Raw genomic sequence first — 16,534 nt, 5'->3', positions numbered from 1 at the left:
AAGGAGAGGTTTATGTCTTTTCAAAATTGGATGGTGCAACCAGAAGTTGTGTTGAGCACATCACCTGTAGTTCCGGTTGTTGTGATTAAAGAAATAGAACAAGCTGTCCCTTTGGCTACTGCGTTGTTTGCAGGAGGAATTCATGTAATCGAAGTTGCACTAAGAACCCCCATCGCTTTAGATGCTGTTAAGTTACTGATAAAAACCTTTCCTGAAGCTTTAATTGGTGTGGGTACTGTAACTACGCCAGAGCAATTAAAACAGGTTGCAGATCTCGGTGCAAAATTCGCACTAAGTCCTGGGAAAACTCAGGCCCTATTAGTTGCTGGACTTACTTCCCATATCCCTTTAATTCCTGGTATATCCAGTGTTTCTGAGTTAATGGAAGGATTAATTTTGGGGTATACCCATTTTAAGTTTTTCCCCGCAGCAGCTGTGGGTGGAATCAATATGTTGCGTGCAATGCATGGACCATTTCCCCAGGCAAAATTTTGTCCTACGGGTGGTATTAATGAAATGAATTTTTCTGATTACTTGGCGCTACCTAATGTTTTGTGTGTTGGAGGATCCTGGATCGTACCCGAAGAAGCAATTAAAAAAGGGAATTGGTCATTAATTACTGATTTATCTTATGCTGTGCGCCAAAGTGTAAGGGGATGGGACTCGATATGATTTCGCTGAAAAACCGCGAAGTATCATCCAAGCCCAGCATAATAAATTAAAAAGACAATGGACAGCTCACACGAATGTGCGCTTTATGCCGATTTTTTGAATTATCGATTAAGGAGTTCAACTATGACATGGATTGTTGCAGTTATTGGTTCGGTTGCTGGTTTTTTGTTTGGTTATGATGAGGGGATCATTGCTGGCTCTTTGGATTTGGTCAAAAATCATTTCAATTTAAATGCAACACATATTGGTGTAATGGCATCCGCTTTGCCTTTTGGTGCCCTTTTTGGTTCCATGCTGATTGGTGCGATTACGGCCTCAAAAGGAGCCAAACGTTTTGGCCGCCGTACCTTACTGTCTTTTGCTGGTGTGTTGTTCTTTTTTGGTGCATTAGGTGCTGGATTCGCTGATTCTATTGTGGTGCTTGTTATCTCACGATTAGTTCTTGGCCTGGCAATTGGTGTGGCTTCGGTCATGGCGCCTTTGTATTTGGCTGAAACAGCAACTTATGAGACAAGAGGAGCTGTAGTTGCTATTTATCAATTGGCAATGACTGTAGGAATCGTCTGTTCTTATTCAGTCAATTACTTGTTTCTTGAGAATAATGATTGGCGCGCGATGTTTGCGTCAAGTGCTATCCCAGCCCTGATTTTAAGTATTGGAATTTTACTCATGCCAGAATCTCCTAGATGGTTGTGTAGTGTAGGGCGTCGTAATGCAGCATCTAAGGCTTTAAAAAAGCTGCGTAAAAGCCATTCAATCCAACATGAGTTGACAGATATTGAAAGGACATTGGCAAATGAACCTAAAAAGGGAAGTTGGCTGTTGTTATTTAAGAGTCCTTTATTGCCAGTTTTGCTGCTCGGTACAGTGTTATTTTGTTTGCAACAATTGAGTGGAATTAATGTAATTATCTACTTCGCACCTGAAATTTTTAAAAATTTAGGGATGAACAGTATTACAGGACAAATATTGGCAACGATCGGCATTGGTATGGTTAATTTATTGGTGACGGTTATTGCGATACTTAGTGTTGATAAAGTAGGACGTCGTAACCTTTTGCTGTATGGTTTTTCTGGAATGTTTTTTAGTTTACTGGCTTTATGTGTGTTTTCATTATATCAAGTTGTTTGGCTTCCGTTTCTATCGGTTGCTTGTTTGATCCTTTATATCTGTTCTTTCGCAGTGAGTGTGGGACCAATACCGCATATTGCAATGGCAGAAATATTTCCTTTGCATGTGCGGGGTGCCGGCATGGGATTCTCTGCGATGAGTAACTGGACTTTTAATACAGTAGTCATTTTTAGTTTCCCGCTTTTGGAGAAAATGATGGGTATTGAATATACCTTTGCTCTATATGCAGTGATCTGTCTTTTAGGACTCATCTACGCCTATTTTTATATGCCTGAGACAAAGGGCATCAGTCTGGAACAAATAGAGAATTACATTATGTCTGGTAAATCGTTACGTTTATTAGGCCGTGAAGAGATATCTTCTACCGAAGACATTAGTAAAAAAGAATCATCCTGTTTAGCATCTACCTAAGTTACATTACCCAGGGCTTGCCTGCCAGAGCCATATCCACAGAAGAGCTTTGGAACAAGTAGACAACCCCTCGAACAATCATAGGGGTTGCAAAGGGGGATGGAAGTCTAGTTAACCATTTCTCGTGAAGAATGGTTTAATTTACTTGTTAGTTTATCTCTTAGCTCAATAGCACGTAAAACAGCTACATAACTCCAGGTAAGCGAAGGGGCTCCTTGTTGGACTCCTGTATTTAAATTAATTTGTTCGCTTAATTTCATATCGGGAGCATATTTTTTTATAAGTTTTAAATAGTTATCCCCAGTTTGAATATTTTTTGTTATTTCACTTTGATTTATTAAAGGTAAGTGATCAGCGAGTGTATAGTGATATTCAGCCATGGTTGCAGTTAAAATAAACCAGGGGTTGCCTATGCTGTTGGTTTGATATCCATCATAAGTGTCTCCAGGATAGCGACCGAACAAAATTTCTCCCGAGTGCTTATTATTGATTGGGAACATTGAATTGAACTGATCGTATAAAGCTTTTACTGTGTTTTTGACATAAGTACTACTGGGAGACAAATCCCCATTCTTTTGTGGATTAAATAAAATTCCCAAAATTACTGAGGAATCAAGTTCTAAAGTTTTTTGAGGACCAGGATGGGGTGAAAGCGTTGCTTGAATTGTCTTATGATCTGAATCAAAATGCTGATTCAAACGTGTATTGATTAATCTTGCTTGGCGTTCATAATAAACTGCCGCCTCATTATCGTTGAGACGACGAGCAAGAGCAGCACCTTCAAAGAGTGCTTTCTGTTGTGCCATCGCGGTAAAAAAATGATCTCCAAAAACCTCTTCCCAAAGATCATAATTTTTATCAGACCAATGATGGGCAGTGTATTCCAAATCCATTTTAATTACGCCCATTGAATGCGGATCCAGATTATTATTATACAGATTAGCTTGAACATACTCTGTTTCATTATTATCTAATAAGTGCTGGGCAAAACGAATCAGAACCGAGGCTCTTAGAGCCGGGCCATCATTTTGTGGTCTTCCCCAAGGGCCTTCGAAAGGATAACCATCCATATAAAATTTAGGCTCTCCCAATATATCTTGGCCAGGTGATGGATCATGCTGATGCTGAAGCTTTCGTGTCCAGGAAACATAATTAAATAAGCGTTCTTTGTATCCAAAGGCCTCTGAGGATTCATACCATGTTTCAATCAAATCCATGGCAATTGCAGAATCACGAATCCAGTCATAATAATAATCTGGATTTTGTTTGGAGGGCGCGGCAACTATTGCGCCATTCGATTGAATATTTGCAAAAAAATGCTGTCGCAGCTTTTGTACATCCTCTAAACTAAATACAGAACTTATTGCTTGAGAAACAAAAAAAATCATTAAAAAACATATCCTTTTCAACGTAATCTCCCTATAAAAAAGACAAACTTTTTCATAGTACCTCAAATTAGGTGAGCAGAGTATAGGAATTTCAAGAAGTATTTATTAAGAAATATGTAGTCTGAGTACAGCGAAGCTACAATGGCTAGGGACTAGGCTTTCCCAGTCCTGTTTATTATTTTCGAGATCATAAAATAAACGGCAGGCAGTACAAATAAAGTAAACAATGTACCAATGCATAAGCCCCCAATAAGCACAGTACCTATAGCATGCCTTGCTTCGGCTCCAGCATCATGCGAGAGCACTAAGGGAATGGCACCAAAAACCATGGCACCGGTAGTCATGAGAATAGGACGTAACCTTAATGAACACGATTTTTTTATCGCCTCAGCTAAGGTAAAGCCTTCTTTTTGCAATTGGTTGGCAAACTCTACAATTAAAATACCATGCTTACTGATTAACCCTACTAAAGTAACCAGGCCAATTTGAGTAAAAATATTTAAGGATTGGCCAAATAAGTAAGCAAAAAGTAAGGCCCCAAAACAAGCTAAGGGTACTGTGAACAAAATAATAAACGGGTAAACGAAGTTCTCAAATTGTGCTGCAAGAATAGCGTAAATAAAGAGTATTGATAAGGTGAATAACAATACCATTGTGTACGATGATTCAGTATATGCTTTAGCAGCGCCTGCCCAACTCAATTTATATTGGTTGGGAAAGTTTTCTTTTGCCAGTTTTAAGAGTCTATTCATTCCTTTCTTAAAGGATTGTTTTTCAGGTAACTGGGCATATAAAGTGGTAGAACGCATTTGGTTAACATGCTCTAATGCAGTTGGTTGTGCACGTCTTTTCATTTGAGCCACTGCACCTAAAGAAATGCGTTTTCCAGAAGGGGTTGTAAGATAAAGCTCGTTTAAAGTCCAGGGCTTAGAAGAACCTTCTAATGTTAGGTTATAAGATACGCCATCTTTTTGAAAAGACATGGATTTATCACCACTGAAAAAAACTTCGATTGTTTTAGCTAATTGCGCGGGAGTTAATCCTAACTGAGCTAAGGCATTCTTATCTATATTTATAGAGTACCCCATGGAGTCAAGGCGTAAGTCATAGTGCGTAGAGGCAAATTCTTTGCTTTGATCCAGTATTTTTTTAAAATGTTCTGTTGCATCAAATAATTGCCGGAAATTTTCAGTGGTAGAAATGACAAGCTCCAATTCCGAATTGTTGCGGGCATCCTCTACTCCAGGTAATCCGGAGTCCCAGCTCCAGACTGAGGCATCGACTGAAGGTAATTGCTCTGTTTTGGGTTTTAATGAATTTACAATTTGCTCTGCAGAACGATTTCTTTGCTTATGAGCTTCCAAAGGCATGACGATACTACTACCCCAATTTCCTAAAAAGGTTAACGTATTTTTGGCTTCGGGGACTTTTCCTATGGACTGTTGCACGCGTTTTGTATTGGCTTCTAGCGTATCTAAGTTATCTCCAGATAAAGGTGGAGTATAGATTCCTACTAAACCGCGATCTTCTTTTGGTGCTGTTTCACCAGGCATTACTTTATAAAAGAGCAGGCTTAGGCTTAAAGATAGTATGAGTAGGAGAAGGGTGGTTTTTTTTTGATAAATAATTATACTCAGCAACTTATAGTAATACTGTGTTAGTTTACTCAGGAATCTATCTATGGCAGGCCATAAATGTTTTGTATTTTTATGCAGGAATGTAGCGCACATCAAAGGAGAAAGTGTCAGGGCAACTACTCCTGAAATGAACACACTACCTGCCAGGGCAACTGCAAATTCTATAAATAATTGACCAATCATGCCATCAATTAAAGCGATAGGTGCATAAACGCTGGTTAAAGTTAAGGTCATGGCAACGATAGCAAAACCTATTTGTTTTGATCCTTTAAGTGCTGCGTCCATGGGGGATAAATCATCTTCGATATGACGCCATATATTCTCAAGAACAATAATTGCATCGTCTACTACCAAACCAACAGCCAATACCATCGCCAGAAGAGTCATTTGATTTATAGTAAAGCCTGCAATTTTCAAAAATAATAAAGAACCTAAAAGTGAAATCGGAATTGCAATTAATGGAATGATTGTGGCGCGTATATTCCGCAAAAAGATAAAAATAATGACTAAGACTAAGAAAATAGATTCGAGAATAGAAGATTGGATGTTTTTAAGAGATGCTTTAATGAATTCGGATTGGTCAATAATAATTTTCGTTTTAATGTCATCGGGCAAACCTTTTTTTAAAGCATTCAGTTCCTTGCGCACACTTTGGGATACCTCGATGGGATTTGCATCATTCGCACGGTTAATCGCAAGCACCAAACCTGAATGGCCATTGACTTTCACTCGGAATTGGTTATTGTCTGTAGTTAGTTGAATTTGAGCTAAAGATTTAAGAAAGACAGGATAATGGTTGTGGGTTTTGATAATCAAATTTTCATAGTCTTCAGGAGTTTTTAATTCAAAATCAAGTGTCGTTGGGATTTTGTTTTGATAATTACCTGCAGGCAAAGATAAGCGGTTATTGGCAATTGCATTGGCGACTTCATCCACATTAATTCCAAATGCATATAATTTCTTTTGATCTAATTGAATGGAATAAGTAAAGGGCTGTCCCCATACATCAACTGAGGCAACTCCTTTAAGACTCCGGAACACATTTTTTAAATTCAAATTGGCATAATGGGTCAGTTCACCGAAGTTTAAAGAAGAAGATTCCAAAGCAATGCCTATAAAAGGTAAGCCATCCGCTTGCCTTTGTCGTTCAATTATGGGTGCTTCTACTGTTGTTGGAAGTTGTGCTAAGCGTGCTGCTTCATGCGTGGCATTTAGGGCTTTGTCCATGGAAGTTCCTGGACGAAAGCGTAAGGTAATGTGTGACTTTCCTGGATTAGAGCGTGAAGTCATTAACTCCAATCCTTCTACACCAGCAAGTTGATCCTCAAGTACATTCGTGACCACAGATTCAACTAATTCAGGGCTGGCATTAGGATAATGAGTATTCACCGTAATGACTGGAAAACTGATATCGGGATATTCTCTCAGGGATAATGAATGAAAGCATAATATTCCCAAGAGCAGGATCATGCTATTGAGAATAATGGCAATCACTGGATGTTTTAAAAAATAGCTTGTAAATTTCATAAGAGGGCGGCTAACCTTTATAAATTGATACTTCCAGACCTGGATATAATCGTTCCGGGTTCTTACTCACTATCTGCTCTCCGGATTTTAATCCCGAAATAATTTCTACTTTATCTTTTTCTTGTATCCCTGTTTTGACAGCAACAAGTTCTATTTTTTTATTAACTACCTTATAAACATGTGTTTTGCCTTGTTTGAGAAATAAGGCCTGTGTTGGAATGACCAATGCTCCTGTTTTTCTATTCACTACGAGCAGACCGGATACATTTGCACCAACTAAACAGCGAGTGCATTGGATATCGACGTCCGCAGGACACATATGTGTTTCATCATCTATCATTTTTTGTACATGATTTAAATGATAAAGTTGGTTCAATATATAAATTGGTTGGTTTTCTTTAATTGAATGATTATTAGTGCAGGGTACATCAATTTCAACTGTTAATGAGTTAGGATCATAAATGCTCACTACCGGCGCGCCTTCGGTGACTTGAGCTCCTTCTTTAATTTTAAATGCACCAATTACTCCGTTAAATGGCGCATAAAAACGCATGTTTTTGAGTTCGATTTTGGTTCTGGATTTTTCTTTTTGTGAGTCGATCCAGATTCTTTTTTTCTCTTCTACCTCTCTTGCACTCACAAATCCTGGTTTTTGCAAGTTTTTAAGACGTTGGTATTGAGTGTTTTCCAGCTGTTCTGTTTCTTTAGAGAGTTGGTAGCTTTTTTCAATGTCTGGATTAATTATTTTAGCAATTAAATCTCCTTTTTCGACTGTTTGCCCTGAACTGATGAGTGTATCAAGCATTCCAGACCCTTTAGCAACAAGGACAGTTGCATGTTTGGGACGGATGGTTCCTATGAGTTTTATTGTTTTTTCAATTGTAGTCGGTGTTACAGTCACTGTTTCGACTATTTTAGGGGCTGGAGGAGGGGAGGATTTTGCGTGATAATAAAAAAGATAATAAATGCCTAAGGCGGTAAGAAGTATACTCGATAATCCAATAATCTTATATTTCGAGCATAGAGTATTCCTTATTTGGGAGATGATTAATTGCAGATTCACGAAATACTCCTAAATTGGGAATCGGATTGCATTTGTGCTATTGTGATTATGGCTTTGATCCATAAAGGCTCACTATTCATACTAGGAACAATAATTAATTCTTCACCGCCAATTGTTAGCCATTGTTTTTTAAGACGTATGCCTATTTCTTCCAGTGTTTCCAAACAATCAGCAACAAAAGAAGGACAAACAATAACTAGTTTTTTAATCCCTTTAGCAATCAATTCAGCAAGAATGTGATCGGTATATGGTTTTATCCATGGTGTTTTACCCAATCTTGATTGAAAAGCTGTACTGTAACTATTCGTAGATAAGCCCAGTTCGCATGCTAATAAACGACTGCTCTGATGACATTGAGCCCTATAACATTTCTGGATACTATCTGTTAAAGTGGGACAAGCTTCTGTACAAATTGATTTGCAACTACTTTTTGTAATTTGGCGTTCAGGAATTCCGTGATAACTAAAAAGAACATGTGTTTGCTCTCGGAGATAAGTTTTAATAGTTTGAGCTTGCGCTTTAAGGTACGCTGGATGTTGAAAAAAATCACTTATGATTTTGATTGAGGGGAACAGATCCCAGGAGCCGAGAACACGCATGGCCTCAGCAATGGATGATCCATTAGCCGCTGATGAATATTGTGGATATAAAGGCAAAATAGTAATGGATTCGCATTGCTTTAACTGATTTAAAGCCGTGGTGATAGAAGGGTTCCCATAACGCATACCCAGAGCAATTATGTATTCTGATCCAACTTCTTTTTGTACCTCGTTTACTAAATTCTGGCTATATAATAGTAAGGGAGAACCCTGTTCAGTCCATATGGATTGATAAGCTTGGGCAGAACGCTTTGAACGGAAAGGTAAAATAAACAGATAAACCAATATATAGCGAAGCAAGGGGGAAAGATCGATGACTCGCTTATCGGTAAGAAATTCGCGCAAATAACTCCTGACAGATGAAGTATCTGTACTATTAGGGGTCCCAAGATTTATAAGTAATAAACCACGCTTCATCAGGAATTACTGACCTTAAATAGAATATGGCCATCATACATGAAGACGGTTTTTAATTCAGTACTTGTTCAAAATTTAGTCTAAAATGGCTTTTATGGACGCAGCACCACGATGATACTGCGTTAATTTAATCAAGCCGTTTCAGCCTCAGCATTTTCATTGAGCACAATTACATTAGCTGCGTGTAGGCCTTTGTCACCTTGTTCCACATCATAATTGACTACTTGTCCGGGAACTAATGTTTTATAGCCTGTACCATGAATCGATGAGAAATGAACAAAAATATCATCGCCACCATTTTCTGGAATAATAAATCCCCAACCTTTGGCATTATTAAACCATTTTACTTCACCTTTAGCCATATTTCCTCCTTTTCCGGAGTCTCATGACCTAGACTCCATCGTTTCTCAATCGCTCTGACTTTTTCTGTCAGGTGAGCAATTGCATTCATCCATAAATGACAATTGAACCTATTTTCTTATAGGCAGTTTTAACATAACGTAAAACAGACTCACTACTCAATAGTATTTTTTATAAAAAAAATAATTGTGTTAATAATTCCTTAAGTTGGATATGCTAATTTAGTATTATAGGTGTAATAAGAGGAGTTCAGATGAGTCAATACAGTACTTCTAAAATGTTAGGAAAACTAGCTGCTGGACAGAGTAATTCCCGTCATAAGGAAGTCTCGCAGGAAATAGAGGAAGTTGGACAAGAGTTTGCTGTACCTCAATTAGTCCCATCTGCAAAACCATCTGAGGAATTAGAAATGAAAAATGTCCTGAGCAACATTTTAGGACCGTCCTTGACAAAAGGATATTCTCCTATGGATAAAAAGTAATTTAGTGGTCATCCGTATTAAAAATAAGCAATCATCCGTAGTCATTTAGTCCTCTCCAACTGGAGAGGACTATGTTTTAAATGCTAATTCATAAACATAATACTTATTAAAAGAACAAATCGGCATAAAAATATTATTAATTTTTACTAAAAACAACGATGCTAAAGCCCAAATTTAGGTATATACTTTTTAGAAAGAAGTATTATTTTTGAGGCTTGAATATGGCAGGATTTTCTGAAACTGCACATTGGAGGGATTCAGCTCGCAGCGCTCGTTTTTTTATAGTTGATGCCCGAGCTGCGTTTCCTATTTTTTTATTTCTAATGCATATTAGGATTTGGACAGGGATACTGGTTTTAATCTCTGCAGTTTTTTTTGGCATCATTGAACATTACGGTTTTACAGTCCCGGTTTTTTTAAGGTGGATAAGGAGTACTTTGGCAGGGTCGATTAAGTCTTCAAAACCGTGGTGGCGTTAGTATGGAACGTGATATTAGTAAATGCATGTCCGTTATAGCCGCAAGTTTAAATGCCAAATTCTATCTTAATGATAGATTTGTAAGTTATGAGGAGGTTTTTGCAGATACCGGTTTGTTACCAGCAATTGCGAAACGAGCGGATCAATTGTGTTCTTTATGCCTTGGCTATGGTTTAGGAGCTACATTTGATGAGGCAGAAGGAGCCCTGTTAGGACTCAGAGTCGTTTTTGATGAAGTAACGCCTAATGTATTACGTTTGTTATGTATGACTGACGTGTTGAATGAATTAATTCAAGGTGGTCCAAGCCGTGATTATACCCCCTTGGATGAGTTGATGTACGACTAGATGTGTTTTATTAACGTATATTGTAAAGAAATCGTAAGTAATGGTAATTTTAGATGCATTTATAATTGATTTTGATAGACTTAGGTTAATTAAAGATTTTATGTTTTAGGGGTAAAGTTATGGCATTTTTTAAGGAACGTGAACAACACGGTGAACAAGACATAAAGAGCAAGCTTAGTAAAGAATGCATAGAGCCCGTTGGAAAAATGCAATTTGCGATAGATCAAAGAGGTGGGAATACAAGTGATCTTCAGGAAGCAACCGACTTTTTGAATATTATAGATAAAGTAATAGTCAATGGCGTTGTTGCGTTACCAGAAAAAGCGCTCCAGCAAGTTCAAGAAGCGAAGCCACAACCTCTTGGAGTTAAAGAACAACTTAAAGCAGCTAAACAAGAACAAACCACCCAAGAAAGTGAACAGGTTGCTGAAGAGAGAACTGGCCTTGGAATGGGTTCAGGTAGTTGAGTTTAGGAATCATCGAGTAAAAATTAATCATTTTTTGTCGCATTCACAAAGAGACTCCTAGCTCTTTGTGAATTTTATCTTTTTTATATAATCGAAATTACTGTTATACTCCATTATACTGCATTGGTTTTTTGCAGAACGTTTTATTGTTAAATTTAATCTGGATTTATGGAAAAAAATACGTTCACTAAAGAGCATAATGATGCAATTCTGAAAGCATTGGATTATGCAATTCAAAATGGCCCTTGGGATAAATCGAATTTTCTACGGTCAATTGGTAATCGTTTAATTGGAATTCGTGATGGTTTTGTCAAAAAAATTAATGAGCGCAGCCAAGCACAAATTCGATCAGATACACATTTAGCCAATCGTCTTGCTTTAAGAAGTGGTCAGCAAGAGGTTTTCGTTTCTTTATATTCTTCAGATGGGTCCAATCTTCAGTCTTGGGAAAGGATAATCATTAATTTGCCTCGGCAAATGATTTCTCGCCCCATCTATGCAAATGAAGATCAGGTAGAAGCTTTGATCAAATCAAAAGAAAACAAACAAAATGAGGCTTATGTCGGTATTTTCATTAATAAAACGGATATAATTAATCTTTCTGCTGATAAAACGCTATCTGACAAATTAGGTAGCCCCTTACTCACGTTAAAAGATAGGTCTTTAAATGTAGACAACATTAGCCGTTTTGTTCATCTAAGCGGTGTTTATAAATATTCACGTGGCCGTTTGATTAAAGAACAATGATTTTTTTAATATGCCTCGTACAGTATTACTTGCGAATCTCTCGCAAAATTATCCTAGAGCAGTATATACTTAGAAAGAAACAAACTATTTTGAAGTAATCGCTAATGGCACAACAACCGCAACAACAAGGTCAAGATAGTGGCATGGGCCCCATATGGGTTATGGTACTATTGTTTATTACTGTGTTTCTTATCTGGAAAATGGGACATCAGTATATCGTGATGTTTGTTTTTCAAATCAACATTTGGCAAGCAAAACTTGTTAATTTATTTGTTCACAGCGATCAGCTGGCAAGCTTGATTCAAATCATGCAAACAATAGATCCCAATGCAGTAAATTGGGATCAGCTGTTAGAAACAACACGTGCTGTTGGTGATTTTATGCGTTATCCCGTGGTTCTCGTCCTGCTTGTTTTGGCAGTTTTACTGTATCAGTCAAATATTACCCTAAAATTTCGTAAAGTTTATGATATGAAAAAATTACGGGAACAGGAACAGTTTAACTGGCCTGCAATTATGCCTATAGTCAAAGAAGATTTGGTAGAGCAAGATATAAATCAGGGTCCTTGGGCAATGGCGCTGACGCCAATGGAATTTGCGCGTAAATACCATTTATTAAAAAAAGAAGATATTTTATTAGACGATCCTGTACCCGGACAAGAGATGACGGCAGGGGTTCGTCGAGGCGATGCAAAACGAGTTTTTACTTTACAATTAGGCCCTTATTGGGATGGTTTTGAACATTGTTCACCACAGGCTTATGCTTTAGCAGCTGTGTTTCTTGCGCGTATTAACCGAGACAGAGATGCAGCCAGCACTATTTTATCAACGTTAGACAAATCTTATGTTGCGGGAAAGCCTGATTATAGTGTAGCTAGGCCCGTAATAGAAAAATATAAAAACACAGAAATTATCCAGGAAGTTGTTACAAAACACGCCTATACTTTAAGTGTAATGGCTTCATTACTTGAAAAAGCTCGAGATGATGGGGTTGTTCCGAGTTCTGAGTTTTTATGGCTAAGGCCCGTTGATAGGCGTTTATGGTATATGCTCAATTGTGTTGGTAGACAAACACCTTTTTCAGAGGTCGCAGGTCCTTTCGCTCATTGGAAAGCAGAGAAAGAAATGGGACGGCGTTCTTTGGTGCCTATGATAGACGAGGCGATTAAAGCTCTGGAAATCGCCATAAAAGAAGTTAAGTTAACACCCCGACAAATGCAGGAGTTAGAGCCATGATGCGCGGTATTGACTCACGTCATGAGTTAGATCCTACCCTCTTACTAAGGGATACCCGGACATTCACCCAGAGATTGGCTGATTTCTTCGCTGATCCCACGAATATTTCAATTATACTTTTTACCTTATCAGCAATGTCATATTATTTCTCTGAGGTTGCAACATTCCTGTTGCTTTTAGGAGGTGGAACTTTTCTTTATAGCTATACACGCAAACAAAAATTACCTTTCCGCCTTCCTTTAATTTCTCGAGTAAAAGATTATAACGATATGAAACCAGGCGTTAACAAGCCCAATATGGCTCGTGGAATTGCATTTTTTGGTAATGATCGTAAAACGGGACATGAGTTATGGTTTGCTAACGATGACATGCGTACTCATGCATTAATCTTTGGATCCACCGGTAGTGGTAAAACAGAATGTTTGGTCTCCCTCGCGTTTAATGCTTTGGTACAAGGAAGTGGTTTTATTTATGTTGACGGTAAAGGCGATAACTCACTTTATGCTAAAGTTTTTTCCATGGTCAGGAGCATGGGACGTGAAGACGATTTGCTTCTGATTAACTTTATGACTGGTGCGCGGGATATTATTGGCCCACAAGAAAGAAGATTGTCTAATACGTTTAATCCCTTTTCCCAAGGTTCTTCCAGTATGTTAACCCAGCTTGTAGTGAGTTTGATGGGTGATTCAAAAGGAGGCGGTGATGGAGACATGTGGAAAGGTCGTGCTATCGCCTTCGTAGAAGCCTTGATGCGTCTTCTGGTTTATATGCGTGATGAGGGGGCGATCCTTTTGGATGCGGATACCATCCGTAATTACTTTGATTTAACTCGATTAGAAACCATTGTCGTTGATAAAGTCTTTCCCCGTGATAACCAGGAAAGTGTTAATATCGAACAGATTCCAAAATTGGTTACGGACCCTTTACGTAACTACTTAGGCACCTTGCCAGGTTACAACAAGGAGAAAAAAGGAAAGCAAGTGTCGCAAGTTTTGGAGCAACACGGTTTTATTACCATGCAGCTGGTAAGAGCGTTTTCATCCTTGGCGGATACTTATGGGCATATTGTCCGTACGAATCTGGCTGAGGTAGATTTTAAAGACGTGGTATTGAATCGAAGGATATTGGTCGTATTATTACCCGCTTTAGAAAAATCTCCCGATGAGTTGTCTAACCTTGGTAAAATTATCGTTTCTTCATTAAAAGCAATGATGGCAGCAGGTTTGGGGGAAGATGTCGAAGGGGATTATCGAGATGTAATCTTGAGAAAGCCAACAAATGCACCTACACCTTATATGTGCATCCTGGACGAGTATGGATATTATGCAGTTCAAGGGTTTGCCGTGGTACCTGCGCAAGCGCGTTCTCTTGGATTCTCAGCGATTTTTGCTGGACAAGATTTACCTGCATTCCAAAAAGCTTCTAAAGAGGAAGCTGCATCCATCGGTGCAAACACAAACATTAAAATCTGTATGAAATTGGAAGATCCTACAGAAACATGGGATTTCTTCACCAAAACAGCTGGTGAGGCTTATGTAACCAAAGTGGATTCATTTCAAGCTAAAGACTCCAGTATTGCCAATACTTACATGGACAGTAAAAGTTCTTCGTTTGAAAAGAGAGCTCGTGTTGACCTATTGGATTTAAAAGAACAAACAGAAGGTGAGGCGCATATATTTTTCAAGTCAAAAATTGTTCGTGCCCGTATGTTTTATGCGAACCCTAAACCGGTTAAGAAATTAAAATTAAATCAATTTTTAAAAGTAGAAGCGCCACCAGATGATTATTTAATGAGGTTACAAAAACAATTAGCTTCATTTCAGACAATTTTGGAAAGCGGCGATTTATCAATTAATAAAACAACAGAAAGTGAAGAAATTACTCTTATTTCCAAGTTATTGCGTGAATCACCCATAGAGGAGCCTATAGAACGGGGTGTTTCTGCTTTAATTGCGTTCCATGGTCATAATGAACCTGAACCTGTTGAAGATTTAATTGAAGAAGAAGTTGAAGGTGCATTAACGATATTTAGTCCTTTGCGAGAACGACCAGGGGATCCCCCAGTTTTGGTGAGCGATAAAGCCGCATTTTCTGAGTCCTTGCTGCCTATTAATGAAACACGCAATCAGATGATGAATATTGAGCGTTTGGCCGGTGCCAAGGATAAATATGCGGGTACGGTCGCAAATGAGCTTATTAAGGACTTCCAATTGGCAACCAGTTATCCTCCTGAAGAGAGAGATTTTATTGCTCCTGATGAATTAACTGATTTAGTAAAAACCTTATCAGAAAAAATTGCGAGTGAACGTGAAAATGCGAAGAATAAAGGTGAAGAATAATCAATACTCACTACGACTTCACAGTATATTTTTTCTCGTCAAAACCCTTTGTATCCCTCAGAAATATTAGCCATGTATGTTCATGGCTAATATTTCTACAGCCATTAAGAAAAACTCACTTTTATTGTAAAGGCAACGTGCGTTAGAATCAGTAACTTAACCGCGTTGCGTTCTTTTTTACCATTGTGAAAAAATAAACCTTAGCGCTTTGTTTTTATTCAAAAAAATGTAAAGAAATAAATAAATTTTTAAAAAAATAGCTATTTTATTGAATTCATTGTAACGTAATAATTTGTATCCTTTTCTTAAAGATGGAACACATAATAGAACTACAGTCAGAATCATTTTGGTCATTTGAAATATGAGGAATGTGAGTGAGATCAGTACGTATTAATCTAATTCAGGCTGTTGGATTGATTGCCTTATTGACGTTGACCTCCTGTAACGGTGATTATTGGGCATTGGAGAAAGACGAGCCGAAGTATCCATGTAAAGTTCTTGGTGCCTGTGATGCTACCATCATGAAGCTTGCTAAAAAACTAAATAGAAAAGGGGTGAAAGTTATTACTATCGGTCAAGATTATATGATCAGCATTCCTGCTAGTTATTTGTTTGAACCAGAAACACCACATCTAAAATGGAAATCTTATCCATTATTAAATGAAATTGCCGCATTTCTAATACAATTTCGTAAAATTGCCATTAATGTAGCCAGTTACAGTAATAAATATGTATCGCCAAGAAGAGAGCATGCATTGACTTTAGCCAGATCGAGAGTCGTTAGTGAATACCTTTGGTCTCAAGGAGTAGATAGTCGTTTTATCTTTACACAAGGATTAGGTAGTGATAAACCTATTATTGGATACACTAAAGGTGGTGATAATTCAATAAATGCACGAGTAGAAATTACTTTCAGAAGAGCTGTGGCATAGGGGAAAGAATGAGTCGTGAAGCGTGGGAAGTAATAAAAAGTAGCAAGAATTTCTATGTGAATTCTTACAGACGCGGGATAATCGCGTTAATTATTTCTCTATTGATGAATTGCATTTTTGGATTACTAATCGCTTACATTCATTTAACAGAGCCTGAGCGAGATTTTTATGCAACAAGTGGGGTAGCTCCCCCTATCCAGCTGCAACCTCTTCTTGCTCCGAATTATTCATTGAACGCGTTACTTCCTCCTGACCCACCTGCAGAGAATGAGGAAGATAAATTGATACCACAATAAGCAATAA

At 38.0% G+C, this 16,534-nt stretch carries 16 protein-coding genes; 11 read left to right on the top strand and 5 right to left on the bottom strand.

All coding sequences use genetic code 11. The features are described from left to right. The first annotated feature begins 12 nt into the window (after positions 1-12). A complete protein-coding gene (locus FOLKNPGA_RS14735) occupies positions 13-672 on the top strand; it encodes a bifunctional 4-hydroxy-2-oxoglutarate aldolase/2-dehydro-3-deoxy-phosphogluconate aldolase (RefSeq protein WP_182350612.1) in 660 nt (219 codons plus the stop codon). Positions 673-795: 123 nt separating this feature from the next. Then, a complete protein-coding gene (locus tag FOLKNPGA_RS14730) occupies positions 796-2,214 on the top strand; it encodes a sugar porter family MFS transporter (RefSeq protein ID WP_182350611.1) in 1,419 nt (472 codons plus the stop codon). Between the two features lie 107 nt (positions 2,215-2,321). On the opposite strand, the gene FOLKNPGA_RS14725 is transcribed toward FOLKNPGA_RS14730, so the two are convergent. The 5 genes from FOLKNPGA_RS14725 to FOLKNPGA_RS14705 form a co-directional block, all read right to left on the bottom strand. Beyond that, positions 2,322-3,602, bottom strand: coding sequence for a glycoside hydrolase family 15 protein (locus tag FOLKNPGA_RS14725; protein WP_232891323.1), 1,281 nt, complete (start codon positions 3,600-3,602; stop codon positions 2,322-2,324). 152 nt (positions 3,603-3,754) lie between these two features. Then, complete coding sequence (locus FOLKNPGA_RS14720) at positions 3,755-6,766, bottom strand: efflux RND transporter permease subunit (RefSeq protein WP_182350609.1); 3,012 nt, start codon at positions 6,764-6,766, stop codon at positions 3,755-3,757. A gap of 10 nt (positions 6,767-6,776) precedes the next feature. After that, positions 6,777-7,829, bottom strand: coding sequence for an efflux RND transporter periplasmic adaptor subunit (locus FOLKNPGA_RS14715; protein WP_182350608.1), 1,053 nt, complete (start codon positions 7,827-7,829; stop codon positions 6,777-6,779). After that, positions 7,826-8,845: a ferrochelatase gene (hemH, locus tag FOLKNPGA_RS14710; RefSeq protein WP_182350607.1), complete on the bottom strand. Its 1,020-nt coding sequence runs from the start codon at positions 8,843-8,845 to the stop codon at positions 7,826-7,828. Before hemH ends, FOLKNPGA_RS14715 begins: the two co-directional genes overlap by 4 nt. Positions 8,846-8,976: 131 nt before the next feature. Further along, on the bottom strand, positions 8,977-9,207 hold the full coding sequence (locus tag FOLKNPGA_RS14705; protein ID WP_019233473.1) for a cold-shock protein: 231 nt from the start codon (positions 9,205-9,207) through the stop codon (positions 8,977-8,979). Positions 9,208-9,458: 251 nt separating this feature from the next. On the opposite strand from FOLKNPGA_RS14705, the gene FOLKNPGA_RS14700 reads away from it, so the two are divergent. The 9 genes from FOLKNPGA_RS14700 to icmM all read left to right on the top strand — a co-directional run bounded on the left by FOLKNPGA_RS14700 (position 9,459) and on the right by icmM (position 16,527). After that, entirely contained in the window at positions 9,459-9,686 is a 228-nt protein-coding gene (locus FOLKNPGA_RS14700) for a hypothetical protein (protein ID WP_182350606.1), read from the top strand. Between the two features lie 221 nt (positions 9,687-9,907). After that, positions 9,908-10,165: an IcmT/TraK family protein gene (icmT, locus tag FOLKNPGA_RS18810; RefSeq protein ID WP_220471040.1), complete on the top strand. Its 258-nt coding sequence runs from the start codon at positions 9,908-9,910 to the stop codon at positions 10,163-10,165. Position 10,166: 1 nt separating this feature from the next. Then, positions 10,167-10,511 (top strand): type IV secretion IcmS family protein, encoded by a 345-nt coding sequence (locus tag FOLKNPGA_RS14695; RefSeq protein WP_019233476.1) that lies wholly within the window; start codon positions 10,167-10,169, stop codon positions 10,509-10,511. Positions 10,512-10,630: 119 nt separating this feature from the next. After that, positions 10,631-10,978, top strand: a complete 348-nt coding sequence (locus FOLKNPGA_RS14690; RefSeq protein ID WP_182350605.1) for a hypothetical protein — start codon at positions 10,631-10,633, stop codon at positions 10,976-10,978. A gap of 168 nt (positions 10,979-11,146) precedes the next feature. After that, positions 11,147-11,725: a Dot/Icm secretion system protein IcmQ gene (icmQ, locus tag FOLKNPGA_RS14685; RefSeq protein WP_182350604.1), complete on the top strand. Its 579-nt coding sequence runs from the start codon at positions 11,147-11,149 to the stop codon at positions 11,723-11,725. Between the two features lie 104 nt (positions 11,726-11,829). After that, positions 11,830-12,960: a type IVB secretion system coupling complex protein DotM/IcmP gene (gene icmP / locus FOLKNPGA_RS14680; RefSeq protein WP_182350603.1), complete on the top strand. Its 1,131-nt coding sequence runs from the start codon at positions 11,830-11,832 to the stop codon at positions 12,958-12,960. Next, positions 12,957-15,299: a TraM recognition domain-containing protein gene (locus tag FOLKNPGA_RS14675; RefSeq protein WP_182350602.1), complete on the top strand. Its 2,343-nt coding sequence runs from the start codon at positions 12,957-12,959 to the stop codon at positions 15,297-15,299. The genes icmP and FOLKNPGA_RS14675 overlap by 4 nt, the downstream gene beginning before the upstream one ends. A 374-nt stretch (positions 15,300-15,673) precedes the next feature. Continuing rightward, positions 15,674-16,231 carry a type IVB secretion system protein IcmN/DotK gene (gene icmN, locus FOLKNPGA_RS14670; protein ID WP_019233482.1) on the top strand — a complete coding sequence of 186 codons (558 nt, stop codon included), beginning with the start codon at positions 15,674-15,676 and terminating at the stop codon, positions 16,229-16,231. An 8-nt stretch (positions 16,232-16,239) separates the two neighbouring features. Next, positions 16,240-16,527 (top strand): type IVB secretion system protein IcmM/DotJ, encoded by a 288-nt coding sequence (gene icmM / locus FOLKNPGA_RS14665; protein WP_182350601.1) that lies wholly within the window; start codon positions 16,240-16,242, stop codon positions 16,525-16,527. Positions 16,528-16,534: the final 7 nt, after the last annotated feature.

Origin of the sequence: Legionella sp. PC1000 (assembly GCF_014109805.1) — a bacterium.
GTDB lineage: Bacteria > Pseudomonadota > Gammaproteobacteria > Legionellales > Legionellaceae > Legionella > Legionella resiliens.
The sequence above is the reverse complement of the archived record's forward strand: the minus strand, read 5'-3'. Positions and strand labels throughout refer to the sequence as shown.

Coding starts and splice junctions, on each gene's coding strand:
- FOLKNPGA_RS14735 (WP_182350612.1), top strand. CDS start 13: ATGTCTTTTCAAAATTGGATGGTGCAACCAGAAGTTGTGTTGAGCACA.
- FOLKNPGA_RS14730 (WP_182350611.1), top strand. CDS start 796: ATGACATGGATTGTTGCAGTTATTGGTTCGGTTGCTGGTTTTTTGTTT.
- FOLKNPGA_RS14725 (WP_232891323.1), bottom strand. CDS start 3,602: ATGATTTTTTTTGTTTCTCAAGCAATAAGTTCTGTATTTAGTTTAGAG.
- FOLKNPGA_RS14720 (WP_182350609.1), bottom strand. CDS start 6,766: ATGAAATTTACAAGCTATTTTTTAAAACATCCAGTGATTGCCATTATT.
- hemH (WP_182350607.1), bottom strand. CDS start 8,845: ATGAAGCGTGGTTTATTACTTATAAATCTTGGGACCCCTAATAGTACA.
- FOLKNPGA_RS14705 (WP_019233473.1), bottom strand. CDS start 9,207: ATGGCTAAAGGTGAAGTAAAATGGTTTAATAATGCCAAAGGTTGGGGA.
- FOLKNPGA_RS14700 (WP_182350606.1), top strand. CDS start 9,459: ATGAGTCAATACAGTACTTCTAAAATGTTAGGAAAACTAGCTGCTGGA.
- icmT (WP_220471040.1), top strand. CDS start 9,908: ATGGCAGGATTTTCTGAAACTGCACATTGGAGGGATTCAGCTCGCAGC.
- FOLKNPGA_RS14695 (WP_019233476.1), top strand. CDS start 10,167: ATGGAACGTGATATTAGTAAATGCATGTCCGTTATAGCCGCAAGTTTA.
- FOLKNPGA_RS14690 (WP_182350605.1), top strand. CDS start 10,631: ATGGCATTTTTTAAGGAACGTGAACAACACGGTGAACAAGACATAAAG.
- icmQ (WP_182350604.1), top strand. CDS start 11,147: ATGGAAAAAAATACGTTCACTAAAGAGCATAATGATGCAATTCTGAAA.
- icmP (WP_182350603.1), top strand. CDS start 11,830: ATGGCACAACAACCGCAACAACAAGGTCAAGATAGTGGCATGGGCCCC.
- FOLKNPGA_RS14675 (WP_182350602.1), top strand. CDS start 12,957: ATGATGCGCGGTATTGACTCACGTCATGAGTTAGATCCTACCCTCTTA.
- icmM (WP_182350601.1), top strand. CDS start 16,240: ATGAGTCGTGAAGCGTGGGAAGTAATAAAAAGTAGCAAGAATTTCTAT.